This is a genomic window from Paraburkholderia heleia NBRC 101817, from assembly GCF_000739775.1.
Lineage (GTDB): Bacteria > Pseudomonadota > Gammaproteobacteria > Burkholderiales > Burkholderiaceae > Paraburkholderia > Paraburkholderia heleia.
The window spans coordinates 25252-40452 of sequence record NZ_BBJH01000005.1 but is presented as its reverse complement, the minus strand read 5'-3'; the positions used below and the strand labels follow the sequence as shown (position 1 = coordinate 40452).

General features: G+C 66.4%; 9 protein-coding genes and 1 tRNA gene. 3 read left to right on the top strand and 7 right to left on the bottom strand.

Annotation, left to right across the window (positions count from 1 at the left end):
- Positions 1 to 5: 5 nt before the first annotated feature.
- The 5 genes from BHE01S_RS05300 to BHE01S_RS05280 all read right to left on the bottom strand — a co-directional run bounded on the left by BHE01S_RS05300 (position 6) and on the right by BHE01S_RS05280 (position 8071).
- Entirely contained in the window at positions 6 to 3488 is a 3483-nt protein-coding gene (locus tag BHE01S_RS05300; protein WP_042261389.1) for an error-prone DNA polymerase, read from the bottom strand.
- 34 nt (positions 3489 to 3522) lie between these two features.
- On the bottom strand, positions 3523 to 5127 hold the full coding sequence (locus BHE01S_RS05295) for a Y-family DNA polymerase (protein ID WP_042261387.1): 1605 nt from the start codon (positions 5125 to 5127) through the stop codon (positions 3523 to 3525).
- On the bottom strand, positions 5036 to 5893 hold the full coding sequence (gene imuA, locus BHE01S_RS05290; RefSeq protein ID WP_052405718.1) for a translesion DNA synthesis-associated protein ImuA: 858 nt from the start codon (positions 5891 to 5893) through the stop codon (positions 5036 to 5038). Before imuA ends, BHE01S_RS05295 begins: the two co-directional genes overlap by 92 nt.
- A gap of 291 nt (positions 5894 to 6184) precedes the next feature.
- Positions 6185 to 7834: an NAD(P)/FAD-dependent oxidoreductase gene (locus tag BHE01S_RS05285; RefSeq protein WP_042261385.1), complete on the bottom strand. Its 1650-nt coding sequence runs from the start codon at positions 7832 to 7834 to the stop codon at positions 6185 to 6187.
- 160 nt (positions 7835 to 7994) lie between these two features.
- Positions 7995 to 8071 (bottom strand) — tRNA-Pro (locus BHE01S_RS05280).
- A 163-nt stretch (positions 8072 to 8234) separates the two neighbouring features.
- Between BHE01S_RS05280 and sixA the strand changes: the two genes are divergently transcribed.
- Together sixA and BHE01S_RS05270 are read left to right on the top strand one after the other, a co-directional pair.
- A complete protein-coding gene (sixA, locus tag BHE01S_RS05275) occupies positions 8235 to 8699 on the top strand; it encodes a phosphohistidine phosphatase SixA (protein WP_042261492.1) in 465 nt (154 codons plus the stop codon).
- A gap of 252 nt (positions 8700 to 8951) precedes the next feature.
- Positions 8952 to 9770 (top strand): GNAT family N-acetyltransferase, encoded by an 819-nt coding sequence (locus BHE01S_RS05270; protein WP_042261382.1) that lies wholly within the window; start codon positions 8952 to 8954, stop codon positions 9768 to 9770.
- A 104-nt stretch (positions 9771 to 9874) separates the two neighbouring features.
- Here BHE01S_RS05270 and ppx read toward each other — a convergent pair whose 3' ends face one another.
- Positions 9875 to 11476: an exopolyphosphatase gene (ppx, locus tag BHE01S_RS05265; RefSeq protein ID WP_042261381.1), complete on the bottom strand. Its 1602-nt coding sequence runs from the start codon at positions 11474 to 11476 to the stop codon at positions 9875 to 9877.
- Between the two features lie 214 nt (positions 11477 to 11690).
- Between ppx and ppk1 the strand changes: the two genes are divergently transcribed.
- Positions 11691 to 13754: a polyphosphate kinase 1 gene (gene ppk1 / locus BHE01S_RS05260; protein ID WP_042261489.1), complete on the top strand. Its 2064-nt coding sequence runs from the start codon at positions 11691 to 11693 to the stop codon at positions 13752 to 13754.
- An 87-nt stretch (positions 13755 to 13841) separates the two neighbouring features.
- Here ppk1 and phoR read toward each other — a convergent pair whose 3' ends face one another.
- On the bottom strand, positions 13842 to 15155 hold the full coding sequence (gene phoR, locus BHE01S_RS05255) for a phosphate regulon sensor histidine kinase PhoR (RefSeq protein ID WP_042261379.1): 1314 nt from the start codon (positions 15153 to 15155) through the stop codon (positions 13842 to 13844).
- Positions 15156 to 15201: the final 46 nt, after the last annotated feature.

The window sequence follows — 15201 nt, the reverse complement described above, 5'->3', positions numbered from 1 at the left end:
AACATTCAGTGAAAATTGCGGCTCTCTGTCGCGAGCCGCCCGAGCAGCCGGCTGTGGTCCTCCAGCCGGTGCGCCACGAGGTGCACGACCTCGCCCTCGCGCTGCACCACGCCCGCCACCGCCAGCAGCGAAGACCCTAGCAGCTCCTTGCGCTGCGATTCGACGAGCGACGCGTGCACGATCACGTTGACGCTGCCGGTCTCGTCCTCGAGCGAGACGAAGATCGTGCCGTTCGCCGTACCGGGCCGCTGCCGCACCGTCACGATCCCGCACACGCGCGCGAGCATGCCGTGCCGGCAATGCGCCAGTTGCTCCGCCGTGCGAAAGCGCTGCTTCGCGAGGCCGTGGCGCAGCAGTTCGAGCGGATGGCGATTGAGCGTGAGCCGCAGGCTCGCGTAATCGGCGACGATTTCCGCGCCTTCGGAAGCGCGCGGCAACGCAAGCGGCGCCTCGGCAACGGGCGCATCACGCAAAAGCGCAGGCACCGCGTGCTGCGCGGTCACGGCCCACCACGCCTCGCGCCGGTGGCCCGCGAGGCTCGCGAGCGCGTTCGACGCCGCCAGCGCCTCCAGTTCGCGCCGCGTGAGCGCCGCGCGGCGCGCGAGATCGTCGACGTCGGTGAACGGCGCGCGCTCGCGCGCCTCGATCACACGCCGCGCGGCGTCTTCGGAAAATCCCTTGATGAGACTGAAGCCGAGACGCACAGCCGGCCCGCCGCGTCCATAGCGCTGCGGCGCAAGCGCAATGCGCGAGCGCACGACGCGCTTCGTGCCGTCCATGAACCTGTGCCGCCGGCCGCAGCGCTTGAGCGTGCCCCTGCGCGTCAACGCGGCCGCGCGCAGCAGCGCGCGATAACGCAGCCCCTCGGCGTTGCGCGCGCGAACCGCCTCGTCATCGAGCCGCTCGCCGGGTGCGCCGCGCCGCTCCAGCACCGACGCCCAGTCGCTCAACGCGATATCGGGCGCGCGCACCTGCACGCCGTGACGCTTCGCGTCCTGCACGAGCTGGGAAGGCGAATAGAAACCGAGCGGCTGACTATTCAGCAGTCCTGCGAGAAATGCGGCAGGCTCGTAACGCTTGAGCCACGAACTCGTGTAGACGAGCAGCGCGAAACTCGCCGCATGGCTTTCCGGAAAGCCGTAGTCGCCGAAACCCTCGATCTGCTTGCAGATGCGCTCGGCGAATTCCAGCGAGTAGTCCTTCTTGAGCATGCGCTTCGTGAGATCGGCCTGATACGGCCGCAGATCTCCATCGCGCCGCCATGCGGCCATCGCGCGGCGCAGCTTGTCGGCTTCCTCGCCGGTGTAGTCCGCGGCGACCATCGCGAGATGCATCACCTGCTCCTGAAAGATCGGCACGCCGAGTGTGCGTTCGAGCACTGGGCGCAATTCTTCCTTCGCATACTCCACCGCCTCGTCGCCGTGCCGGCGCTTGAGGTACGGATGCACCATGTCGCCCTGGATCGGCCCCGGCCGCACGATCGCCACCTGGATCACGAGATCGTAGTACGTGCGCGGCCGCAAACGCGGCAACATGCTCTGCTGCGCGCGCGACTCGATCTGGAACACGCCGACCGTATCGGCTCTCGCGCACATGCGATACACCGCCGGGTCCTCGAGCGGAATGTCCTGCACGCGCATCTCGGGCAGCCCGCGCCTTTGCGCGACGAATTCGAGCGAGCGGCGGATCGCCGAGAGCATGCCGAGCGCGAGCACGTCCACTTTCAACAGCCGCAGCGCGTCGATATCGTCCTTGTCCCACTCGATCACGTAGCGGTCCTGCATCGCTGCGTTTTCGATCGGCACGAGCCGCGAGAGCTTGTCGCGCGCGATCACGAAACCGCCCACGTGCTGCGAGAGATGACGCGGAAAACCGCGCAGCTCGCGCGTGAGACGGATGAGCTGCTGCGTAACGTGCGAGTCGGGCGAAAAGCCCGCCTCCTCCAGATGGCGCGCGATCGAATCGGGACCGTCCCACCACTGATGCGCGCCCGAGAGCTTTTCGACGAGCGCACTGTCGAGGCCGAGCGCCTTGCCGACATCGCGCAACGCGCTGCGCGAGCGATAGGTGATGAGCGTCGCGGCCAGCGCGGCGCGGCGCGTGCCGTACTTGCGGTAGATGTACTGAATGACTTCTTCGCGACGCTGATGCTCGAAGTCGACGTCGATGTCGGGCGGCTCGTTGCGCGCGCGGGAGAGAAAACGCGCCACGAGCATGTTCATGCGCACGGGATCGATCTCCGTGATCTTCAGGCAATAGCAGACCACCGAGTTCGCCGCCGAGCCGCGCCCCTGGCACAGGATCTTGCGCTCGCGCGCGAAGCGGACGATGTCGTGCACCGTGAGGAAGTACTTCTCGTATTTCAGCTCGTCGATGAGTTTGAGTTCCTGTTCGATCTGCTCGCGGCGCTTGTCGTTCAGGCCGTCGGGCCAGCGCTCCAGCACGCCCTTCATCACGAGCTTGCGCAGCCACGACTGGGGCGTCTCGCCGGGCGGCACCAGTTCCTCGGGATATTCGTAGGCCAGCTCGCCGAGCGAAAACGTGCAGCGGCGCGCGACGTCGAGCGTCGCGTCGAGCGCCTCGCGCGGATAAATCGCGCCGAGCCGCACACGCGAGCGCAGATGCCGCTCCGCATTCGCCTCCAGCGCGCGCCCGCACGACGCGAGCGGCTTGCCGATGCGAATCGCGCTCAACGTGTCCTGCAACGGCTTGCGCGAACGCGCGTGCATCAGCACGCCGCCCGCCGCGACGAGCGGCAGGCCGCTCTCCTGCGAGACGTGGCGTAGCGCTTCGATCTGCGTGTCGTCGCCGCCGGTTTGCCAGAGTTCGAGCGCGAGCCAGGCGCGCTCGGCCGCGAAGCCCGCGAGCCAGTGCGCGGCGCGCAGCGTTTGCGCGAGCGTGGCCGTGCGCTGAGGCACGAGCAGCAGCACGCACTCGCGCAAGTGCTTCAGATGTTCGAAATCCGTCTCGGGTTCGGTGAAATCGGCGGGATGCACGCGATAGCTGCCCTTTGCCGCCCGCGAGCGCGCCAGCGTGATCAGCTCGCAAAGATTGCCGTAGCCTTCGCGGGTCATTGCGAGCGCAACGATCGTGCAGAACGGTGCGCCATGTTCGTCGACGAGATTCAGCTCGCTGCCGATCAGCAGATGCAGCGACGGCTCGAACGGGCCCAAAGCCGCGGCGCCGGCAGGGGCGCCGCGTTCGCGGGCCGCGCGCACGGCTTCGTCATACGCTTTTTTGCGCGCCTCGTCGTATTCGTTGAGCGCGCTCCAGGCGCGTACGACGCCCGCGAACGAGCATTCGTCGGTGATCGCAAGCGCACGGTAGCCGTGGCCGATCGCCTGCTCGACCATCTCGCCCGGGCGCGACGCGCCGCGCAGGAAGGTGAAATTGGTCAGGCAGTGCAGTTCGGCGTAGTCAGGCAGCTGTGCGGCCAACTGCGCCGGCAACTGTGGGGGCGACGATGCGCCGGTCCCGCTGATCGACATGATTCCTGAAATCCGAAAGAACGACGAATAAGCGCTAGCCGAAAAGCCCTTGCAGATACCACTGCCCGCCAATGCGCTCGCGATACAGCCAGAACATGCGGCCCTGATCGTCGGCGGCGACGTAGTAGTCGCGCCCGACGCCCTCGCCGTCCCACCAGCCGGACTCGATGCGCTCGGTGCGCGTGAGCGTCTTCAGCGGCCGTCGATAAACGGGCCGATCGCCGCGCGTCGCGAGCTTGAGCGGCTTTTCGAGCAGCCACGCCGGACGCGGCTGGGTTGGCAGCGGCACCTCGGGCAGGTCGAAGGCGCTTTGCACGGGCGCGCTCGCGCCGGCTTCCTGCTGCGGCTTGCCGGCCTTGCGCGGCTTGCGCGCACGCTTTGCGCCGCTCTCGCGGTAAGGCCGCGCCGACATCGCCAGTTCGGGCCGGTGATCGTCCTCGACGAAAAGCTGCAGCACGTTCTGCTCGCCAAGCCGCGCGCCGATGCGTTCGAAGAGCTGCCCGAGCGAGGCCTCGGCGGCCTCGGCCATCGGAAAGAGCGTGTCGCTGGGCGCCGCGTATTCGCTCACCTGCGAGGCGACGAGCGCAAGGCCGATCACGGGCGCGGCGAGTTCGGTCTGATTCAGGCGCTCGCGCAGCAGCCACAGCAGATGCTCGGCGTCACGCGAAGGCGACGCCCAGGCGATCGCCAGACTAGACGTGCGTGGCGCGTGACGCGAAGCCAGCTCGTGCTCCAGACGCAGCTCGAAGCCGCTCAACGCCGCATGCTGCGCAGCCAGCCAGCCGGCCAGCTGCATCACGAGCCGGCGCGCGGCAAAGAGCAGCGCCTCGGCGCTCTCCACGCGCGCCTGCAATTCGAGCGACGCGTGAAACGACGGCGGCGCGGCAAACCAGACGCGCGGATCGGGCGCTTCGCCGCGCGCCTGCGCGAGCCAGCCGAGCACGCCGTCGCCGAAGCGCCGCACGATGCCGTCGCGCGGCAGCCGCCGCAGATCGCCGAGCGTCGCGCAGCCGATCTGCGTGAGCGCGTGGTCGTGCTGCGCGGCGAACGGCGCGAGCGTGACCGGCAGTGAATCAAGCATGCGCGCGAGCGTCGTTTCCTTGAGCACGCGCCAGCGGCGCGACGAACGCGTGACGCGCGCCTGCGCGAGCGTCCACGCGCCCCACGCCGTGGGCGCGCACGCGATGCGCGCGAGGTGCCCGCAGCCGGCCACCGTCGCCGCCACCTTTGCGAGCAGCGCACGCACGCCGCCGAAAAGACGCAAGCCCGAGCCGACTTCGAGCAACAGCGTATGCGACTGCGCGAACGACACCTTGGGCGTATAGGCGAGCAACGCGAGAGCAAGCGCCTCGAACGCGCGGGTCTCGCGCGCCGGATCGGCTTCGAGCAGCACGAGCCCCGGCGCGAGCGCCAGCGCATGCGAGCGCGTGTTGCCGGGCTCGACGCCCAGGCGCAGCGCGTCGAGATCGGCGATCAGGATGCGCGTGTGGTCGGCGAGCGCGTAGCAGCGCGGCGCGCTGGCGGCATCGGTATCGGTATCGGCGCTTTCAGGCAGGCGCGGCGTTGACGGCGCCGGCAGCATCAGAGGTCTGACGGCCTCCAGCGGCAACAACGGCAAGGTGACGGCGATCCACAGCATGATTGACCCCGGGCCACGGCATGACGACGGAGGCTGCGTCCGGCTGGGGCAGCACCGCGTCCTGCAGCGGCAATGTAATGACGAGTGGCTGGGCGGGCGGCGGCCCGCGGCGCTTGAAGATATCGACGCAGAGCGCGGCGAGCTGCATCCATTGCCGGCGGTTCAGGTTCGCGTCGTCGGGCGGCGGCACCGGCGAGCAGGTCATGCGCAGCGGCGCCGGCGACGACTGGTTGCGCGCGGCGAGCGGCCGCACGAGAAACGCGAGCGCCTGCGAATCCTGCGCGGCGACCTGCAGACGGCGCACGGCGTCGGCGCGCGCCTTCGTCTGCCAGAGCAGCACGGCGCCCATGCCTTCCTGCTTGAGCGCCTGCTCGGCCACCCAGGCGGCTTCGTCTTCGGCCGCGCGCACCCAGATCACACGCTCGAGCGCGACCCCCCATGCCTTGAGCGCGCAGGCGTACGGGCGCCACGGCGGCGCGACGAGCAGCACGTGCCGGCCCGCCTGCGCGGTGAGCGCGCGCAGGGCTGGCGCGACGAGCCGCATCTCGCCCACGCCGCCCCGCTCGACGAGCAGTTCGGTCAGGCTGCCGGAGGGCCAGCCGGCGCCGGGGAGCTGGGCGTCGAGCGTAGCGTGGCCGCTCGGCACCGTGCGCTCGCTGGCGCGCGCGAGCTGATCGCCTTGCCACACACGGCTTTGCAGCCGGGGGGGCAAATGCGCGGCAAGTTGCGCGGTGGTCTGCGCAGTGATCTGGGCTGCTGCTGCCATGGTTCGTGGCCTGGTTGATGGGAACGCTTCACCCTGCCCGGCAAGAAATGGGGCATCGGCAGGAAGGAGGCGGCGCGCCTCCACCTGTATATTTATACAGTATTTTGAGAGATTGGAGGAGGCGGAAATTGGGGAAGGGCACTTTGCGATCCACTGCAAAATGCGGATCCATGCTCTTGCGCAATGGATCGGCCGCCAGACGTCATGCTGACGTCCGGGGCAAACGCCGCTTGAAGCTCACCGCCGGCCTGCTGCGGGTGTCATGCGATAAAAACGGCGCGCAGCGGGCTACTATCGGGATGCACGCGAGGATGCACGCGAGGACACATGCGCCGACGTCAGACTGAGCGCCACGGCTTGCGCCACTTCGATGCCGTCGATGGCCGCCGAATAGATGCCGCCGGCATACCCGGCGCCTTCGCCGGCGGGATACAGACCTTCGACGTTCACGCTCTGGTAATCGTCCTTGCGACGAATCCGCAGCGGTGACGACGTACGCGTCTCCACGCCAGTGAGCACGGCATCGTGCATCGCGAAGCCTGCGATCTTCCTGTCGATCTGGGGAAGGGCTTCACGGATCGCTTCGATCACGTAGTCGGGCAGCGCGGTGCCGAGATCGGTCGGGTGCACACCCGGCTTGTAAGACGGCACCACGGAGCCGAGCGACGTCGACGGTCGGCCGGCGATAAAGTCGCCGACCAGTTGACCGGGCGCCTGATAATTGCCGCCGCCGAGTTCGAACGCCCGCTCTTCCCACTTGCGCTGGAACGCGATGCCCGCGAGCGGTCCGCCCGGATAGTCCTCCGGCGTGATGCCGACGACGATGCCCGCATTCGCGTTGCGCTCGGCCCGCGAATACTGGCTCATCCCGTTGGTGACCACGCGGCCGGGCTCGGAGGTCGCCGCGACCACCGTACCGCCCGGGCACATGCAGAAGCTATAGACCGCGCGTCCATTGCTGGCATGATGCACCACCTTGTAGTCGGCCGCGCCGAGTTGCTTGTGGCCCGCAAACTTGCCGAAGCGGCTGCGATCGATCACTCCCTGCGGATGCTCGATGCGAAAACCCAGCGAAAACGGCTTGGCTTCCATGAACACGCCGCGGTCGTGCAGCATCTGGAACGTGTCGCGGGCGCTATGGCCGACAGCCAGCACGACGTGGTCGCACGGCAGCGTCTCGCCGTTCGAAAGCTTGAGCGCGCGCACCTTGCCCTGTTCGATTTCAATGTCTTCGACACGGGTTTCGAAGCGCACTTCACCGCCCAGCTCGTGGATGGTGGCGCGCATCTTTTCCACCATGCTGACGAGCCGGAACGTGCCGATGTGCGGGCGGCTCAGATACAGGATGTCTTCCGGCGCGCCTGCCTTGACGAACTCCTCGAGCACCTTGCGGCCGTAGTGGTGCGGATCCTTGATCTGGCTGTATAGCTTGCCGTCGGAAAACGTCCCAGCCCCGCCTTCGCCGAACTGCACGTTGGATTCGGGGTTGAGCACGGACTTGCGCCACAGCCCGAAGGTGTCCTTGGTGCGCTCGCGCACGGCCTTGCCGCGTTCGAGGATGATCGGACGAAAACCCATCTGCGCGAGAATCAGTCCCGCGAACAGGCCGCACGGCCCCATGCCGATCACCACCGGACGCAGACGCGTCGAGTGCTCGGGCGCCTTCGCGACAAAGCGGTAGGTCATGTCCGGCGTCACCCCGCAATGCGGCTTGCCGGCGATCCGCTTGAGCGCGGCCGCTTCGTCCTTGACCTCGACGTCGACGATATAGGTCAGCTTGATATCCGAGCGCTTGCGTGCGTCGTGCGCACGGCGGAATACGGTGTAACGCACAAGCGCGTGCGCCCCTACGCCGAGATCCGCGAGGCGTCCCCGAATCGCGTCTTCGAGATCGCTTTCGGCGTGGTCGAGGGGGAGTTTGACTTCGGATAAACGTAACATGGCTGCCAGGGTGCGATCGCCACGGGAATGGTGGCCGATCCGTATTTTATAAGCTCGGCGGCTTTTCAAATGGAACGCAAGCCGTACGATGAAACGCAAGCGATGCGGAAGAAAAAGAAAAGGGGCTACAGGCCAATGGCGTGTAACCCCTCGGTATGGCTGGTCGGAGCGATAGGATTCGAACCTACGACCCTCTGATCCCAAATCAGATGCGCTACCAGGCTGCGCTACGCTCCGACGAATCCGAGATTGTATCGGCACTGATGCTGCGCCGTCAAATCGGAGCGGACCCGAGCGACGAATAGAGATCCGCATCACGTGCTTGCCGCACACCAGCCAGGCGTGCACCATGGCAGGACACGCCGCCCGCGCACCCGATACCGCCAAAAAAGGAGACGCCATGCACCTCATCCTCTGGCGCCACGCCGAAGCCGAAGACATTGCCGCCACCGACCTCGCCCGCCCGCTCACCACGCGCGGGCGCAAGCAGGCGCAGAACGTCGCGCGGTGGCTGCGCGCGCGCCTGCCCGACGACGCCATGATCCTCGCCAGCCCCGCCGCACGCACCATCCAGACCGCCGAGGCGCTTACCGATCAATATCGCGTCGTCCGGGAACTCGCGCCCGCTGCGAGCGTCGAGCAGGTGCTCACTGCCGTAGGCTGGCCCGAGGGCCTCGCGTCCACGGTCGTCGTGGTCGGCCATCAGCCCACGCTCGGCGAAGTCGCGGCGCGGCTGCTCTCGGGCGACGCCGATTCGCGTAGCTGGGCCGTGAAGAAGGCCGGCGTGCTCTGGCTCGCGAGCCGCGAGCGCAACGGCAGCGACCAGGCCGTTTTGCACGCGGCCATCACGCCCGATCTCGTCTGATCTCGTCTGATCTCGTAGTCGTCCAGACCGCCTGAGCCTGCCTCACCGGGCCGCCTGTACGCGGCCCCCTGCAACAACGGTTCAAACGCGGTTCAAGCGCGCTTCAAACGCGCCCGCCGCCCCGGCTCTTTCGGCCATCTCGTCCGTCTGCCTTACACCACGTCATCGAATCGTCATCGCGTTTTCATGGAAACGTAACCGCGTATTACTACATTGCCGGAAAAGTTCTCTTACTTCCGACCAGGACGCCCCATGCGAGATCTGCCGACGCCCACCCTGCCGTTCGCCTCGACGTTGTTCGAGTCGAACCGACGCTTGCCGCGTGCCGAAGAAACGGTCACCGCGCAGCATCGCCTGCAGGTGGCCTGGGCTCGCACCGAGGAGGAACTGCGCGAGGCCCAGCGCCTGCGCTACCGCGTTTTCGCCGAAGAGATGGGCGCACGCCTGAGCGGCCCCGCCGGCCTCGACGTCGACGCCTTCGACGCCTACTGCGACCACCTGCTCGTGCGCGACCTCGACACGCTCAAGGTCGTCGGTACCTACCGCGTGCTGCCGCCGCACCAGGCGGCACGCATCGGGCGCCTCTATGCCGAAAGCGAATTCGATGTCTCGCGTCTCGCGCATCTGCGTCCGAAAATGGTCGAGGTGGGCCGCTCGTGCGTGCATCCCGACTACCGCAGCGGCTCCGTCATCATGTCGCTGTGGGGCGGTCTGGGCGGTTACATGCAGCACAACGGCTACGAGACGATGCTCGGCTGCGCGAGCGTCGCCATGGCTGACGGCGGCCACTACGCGGCGAACCTGTACTGCGCGCTCGACGCGAACGCGCTGACCGCGCCCGAATACCGCGCGTTCCCGCACACGCCGCTGCCCGTCGAGGAACTGCGCACCGGCACGCCCGCCGTGCCGCCGCCGCTCGTCAAGGGCTACCTGCGCCTTGGCGCGAAGATCTGCGGCGCGCCCGCTTGGGACCCGGACTTCAACACTGCCGACTTCCTCACCCTCTTCCGCCTCTCGGAAATCAACGAACGTTACGCACGCCACTTCCTCGGCGAAGCCATCGCGCGTTAAGGTCTCATCCCCCTTCGGTGGGCACATTCCGCGGGCGAGGTCAGCAGACCCCAAAAAGCCCGGCTCAACGAGCCGGGCTTTTTCATTGGCAAGACGCGCCGCGCTCACTCGTCCGTATAAACCACGCGATAGGGAATGCCGATCTTGCCCCATTCCGCCGCTTCCTGAACGAGGTTGTAATCGGTGAGCGGATTGTTCTGGACCCAGGCATTGGGCAGCAGCACTTCGTAGCCGTTGCCCTCTTCCTCGACCCTGATGTGCGGCAGGCCGACATCGGCGCGGCGGCGCGTCAGCAGCGCGGCAAGGCGCAGACAGAACAGCAGCGGCCATTCCACATCGCGCGTTTGCGAGAGCTTGCCGAGCTTGCCCACGTGGCCGAGCACGAGCGCGGCGAGGCGCGCCTGGTCCGTGCGCGAGAAGCCGGGCATGTCCGCGTTGCTGGCGATGTAGGCCGAATGCTTGTGGTACGCGCTGTGCGAGATGGAAAGCCCGATTTCGTGCAGCGACGCCGCCCACGTGAGAAACATGCGGTTCTCGTCGCGGCGCTCCTCGTCGGGCTCCTCGAACTGATCGTAGAACTTCACGGCCAGCTCGCCAATGCGTCCCGCCTGTGCGCGATCCACGCCGTAGCGGCGCATGAAGCCCTCCACGGTGACCGTGCGCATGTCCTCGTGCTGCGAACGGCCCAGCAAGTCGTAGAGGACGCCCAGACGCAGCGCGCCGTCCGTGGTATCGACATAGTCGATGCCGAGTTCATCGAACACCGCGATCATGATCGAGAGACCGCCCGCCAGCACCGGGATGCGGTCGGGCTTGAGCGCGACGAGCTTGAGCCGGTTGACGTTCTCGGCCTTGATGAGCGCACGCTTCAGGCGCTCGAGGCCACCGCGCGAAATGCCGTGCGTGATGCCTGGATCGTTGAAGCCGTTCGCCTCGACGAGTTCCGCGAGCGCGCGCGCCGTGCCCGACGAGCCGATCGCCTGGTCCCAGCCGGTCTCGCGATAGTCGGCGGAAATGATCTGGATTTCGCGCGTGGCCGCCAGTTCGGCCTGGCGCATGGTGTACTCGTCGACATTGCCCGAGGGGAAGAACTGGCGGCTATGGCTCACGCAGCCAATATAGAGGCTTTCCATGCGGATCGGCGTATAGTGCGCGCCGATGATGAACTCGGTCGAGCCGCCGCCGATGTCCACCACGAAGCGCTTGCCCGCGCTCGCCGGCACCGAGTGTGCGGCGCCCGCATAGATGAGGCGCGCTTCTTCGCGCCCTGCAATCACTTCGATCGGGAAGCCGAGCGCAGCTTCCGCTTCGGTGAGGAACTCTCGTGCGTTCTTGGCGACCCGCAGCGTATTGGTCGCCACCGCACGCACCTGGTCGGGATGGAAGTCGCGCAGCCGTTCGCCGAAGCGCCTGAGCGCGTCCCACCCACGCACCTGCGAGGCGCGGTCGAGCAGTTTGTCCTTCGAGAGGCCGGCCGCGAGGCGTACCGGTTCGCGCAGCGCGTCGACCGGGTAGATCTGGCTGCCGGCACCGGTTTCCTCGACACGGCCTACAATCAGACGAAAGCTGTTCGAACCGAGATCGACGGAAGCAAGCAGTTGGGGGTTGGTGACCATCGAGGGGGCAGGCTCCATGCGTGCATACAGAGACGAACGCGCGGCCATGCGGGCTTGTTGCGCCGCCGCCGCGCTGTCCAAATGCGTCATTTTAAGCGTAGCCGACTTCACCATGTCGCTCCTCGCATTGGTCATGACTATGGGTACTTCTACCCAGCATGCATGGTGGCAATGCGACTTGTCGATTTCGTGAAAATGCGGCGTAAAATTTATGACACTTCGAATGTCACAATAAAGTCATATTACTGTGAGAATTTCCGAGCGTCCGTTCGAATCCATTCCCGACATTCCGTTTTCATTGCCGATGTCCATCCGCTATCCCCTACTTAATCGCGAACTGGGCATTCTGGGATTCAATGAGCGCGTGCTCGCACAGGCGTCCGATCCCGTTGTTCCCTTGCTGGAGCGCCTGCGCTTCATCTGCATCACCAGCAGCAACCTCGACGAATTCTTCGAAGTGCGCATGGCCGGGCTTCAGGAGCAGATGCGCGACAACCCGGGCGCGCTCTCGCCCGACGGCATGTCGCTGCAGCACGTGTACGACCTCGTGGTCGAGCGCGCGCAGCGTCTCGTGCATCGCCAGTACCGCATGCTGCACGACACCGTGCTGCCCGCGCTCGAACAGGAAGGCATCTATTTCCACGGCACCGACGCCTGGAACGAAGCGCAAACCGCATGGGCGCGCAAATACTTCTTCGACGAACTCCTGCCCGTTCTCACGCCCATCGGGCTCGATCCCGCGCACCCGTTCCCGCGCGTGCTCAACAAGAGCCTGAACTTCGTGGTCGAACTCGAAGGCAAGGACGCCTTCGGACGCCAGGCCGTCATGGGGATCGTGCAGGCGCCGCGCGCGCTGCCGCGCCTCGTGCGCATGCCGCAGGAGCTTTCCGGCTTCCAGCACGGCTTAGTGCTGCTCGGCTCGCTGCTGCAGCGTTTCGTGGGCGAGCTGTTCCCGAGCCTCGTCGTGCGCAGCTGCAACCAGTTCCGTATTACGCGCAACAGTGAACTCTTCGTCGACGAAGACGAAATCACCAACCTGCGCGTCGCGCTGCAGGGCGAACTGCCCGCGCGGCACCTGGGCAATGCGGTGCGGCTCGAAGTGTCGGCGGAAACGCCCCCGCATCTCGTGAGGCGCCTGCTCGACGAAAGCGGCCTCAACGAAAAGGACTGCTATTTCGTCGACGGCCCCGTGAATCTCGTGCGGCTCATGCAGCTGCCCGAGATGGTCGATCGCCCCGACCTCAAGTTCGTGCCGCACGTGCCCGCCATTCCGCGGCGCATCGCCGCGAACAGCAACATGTTCGACGTGATCGATCAGGGCGACGTGCTCCTGCATCATCCGTACGAGAGCTTCCAGCCCGTGCTCGAACTGCTGTTGCAGGCCGCGAACGATCCGAACGTGGTCGCGATCAAGCAGACGATCTACCGCACCGGCACCGACTCGCCGCTCATGGACGCGCTCATGCAGGCCGCGCGCAACGGTAAGGAAGTGACGGTGGTGGTGGAGCTGCTCGCGCGCTTCGACGAAGAGACCAACATCAACTGGGCCGCGCAGCTCGAAGCCGTGGGCGCCCACGTGGTGTACGGCGTGGTGGGCCACAAGTGCCACGCCAAGATGATGCTGATCGTGCGCCGCGTGCCCGTGAACGGGCGCATGGTGCTGCGCCGCTACGTGCACCTGGGCACGGGCAACTACCATCCGCGCACCGCGCGCCTCTATACCGACTTCGGCCTCATGACCTCGGAGCCGAAGATGTGCGAGGACGTGCACCACGTCTTCCAGCAGCTCACGGGCATCGGCGGCGAGCTGCAGCTGCACGACCTGTGGCAGTCGCCGTTCACGCTGCATCCGAAGATGATCGAGGCGATCCGCAACGAAGCCGACGCCGCGCGCGCGGGCAAGAAGGCGCGCATCGTTGCGAAGATGAACGCGCTGCTCGAGCCGACTGTGATCGACGAGTTGTACGAAGCATCGCAGGCCGGCGTGAAGATCGATCTGATCATCCGCGGCGTGTGCTCGTTGCAGCCGGGCGTGCCCGGGCTGTCCGAGAACATCACGGTGCGCTCGATCGTCGGGCGCTTCCTCGAGCACCACCGCATCTATTACTTCTACGCGGGCGGCAAGGAAGACGTCTACCTGTCGAGCGCGGACTGGATGGATCGCAACCTGTTCCGCCGCGTCGAAGTGGCGTTCCCGATTCACGACCGCAGGCTCAAACGCCGCGTGATCGCCGAAGGGCTTTCCGCCTTCCTCGGCGACAATCAATCGGCGTGGCTCATGCAAAGCGACGGCCACTATCGCCGCCGCCGCGCGGGCAAGGCCATGCGTAATGCGCAGTTGAGCTTGCTGGCGAAGTTCTGTCCGTAACGCCTTGACGCAGCGGTCACGCTGGGCGCAAAAAAGCCGCTTCGACGAAGCGGCTTTTCTTTTTCGATTGCGGCGGGCGGCGCCTCGTTACACCGGCGCCGGCTGCCGTCTCGTCGTGCGCGCGGCCGGAAAGCGCACCGTGAACGTGCTGCCCCGCCCTTCCTCGCTCTTCACTTCGAGCGCCGCGTCGTGACGCTGCAGCACGTGCTTGACGATCGCGAGACCCAGTCCCGTGCCGCCCGTGTCGCGCGAGCGGCTGCGATCCACGCGATAGAAGCGCTCAGTCAGGCGCGGAATATCGGCGGCAGGAATGCCAAGGCCGCTGTCGGTAACGGAAAACACCGCGCTGCCCTGTTCCGCGCGCCAGGACAGATGCACGGTGCCGCCGTCCGGCGTGTAACGCACGGCGTTGGTCGCGAGATTGCCGAGCGCGCTCATGATCTCGGTTTCGGAACCGGTGACGCTCAGTCCATCGTCGAAATCGGCCGTGATGCGGTGATGCCCGCCCGAGAGGCTCTCGGCGTCCTCGCGCACGTGCCCGAGCACGGCGCGCATATCGACCATATGGTCGCCGGGCTGGCGCCCCTCGCCTTCGAGCTTGGCGAGCACGAGCAGGTCGGTGACGATGTGGCGCATGCGCGAGGCCTGTTGCTCCATGAGCTCGAGGTAGCGGTTGCGCTCGGCCTCGCCAAGCGGCAGTTCGCGCATCGTCTCGAGGAAACCCGAGAGCACCGTGATCGGCGTTTTCAGCTCGTGCGAGACGTTGGCCACGAAATCGCGCCGCATGGCGTCGGTGCGCTCGAGTTCCGTGATGTCCTGCGAAAGGATGAGCTTGCGATTCTCGCCGTACGGAAACACCTGCACCGAGATCACGTTCTGACGCTTCGCGCCCATGCCGCGCATGATCAGCATGTCCTTGTAATCGTGCGAATTGAGGTAGCGCACGAAGTCGGGCTGACGCACGAGATGCGTGATGTGCTGGCGCAGGTCGCGCCTGGCGTCGAGGCCGAAATGCACTTCCGAAATCGCGTTGCACCACTCGATCTGGTCGTGGTCGTCGAGCATGGCGACGCCGTTGGGCGAGGCCTGGATCGCCTGGATGAAGCGCGAGTGCTGCTGCTCCACCTGGCGCACCTGAGCATGCCAGCGCTTCGCGAGCTTGTGCAGACGGTAGTAGATTTCGCCCCAGATGCCGGGAGCGCTCGGCACTTCGCCGTAGACCGGCGCGTCGAGCAGGCGCCACAGACGCTGCTTGTGAAACGTGCTAAAGAGCATTTGCGCGAGCAGCGCCAGCACGGCGACGCCCAGCGCGACCTTGACGCCGAAAATCGCGCCAACGCCCGCGCAAATGAGCGCGAGCAACACGATCGATACGAGGGAGCGCGCCCAGATGATGTTCATGTTCCTGCGATCGAAGATAAATACGGTCGGATGCGGGCACGCGACA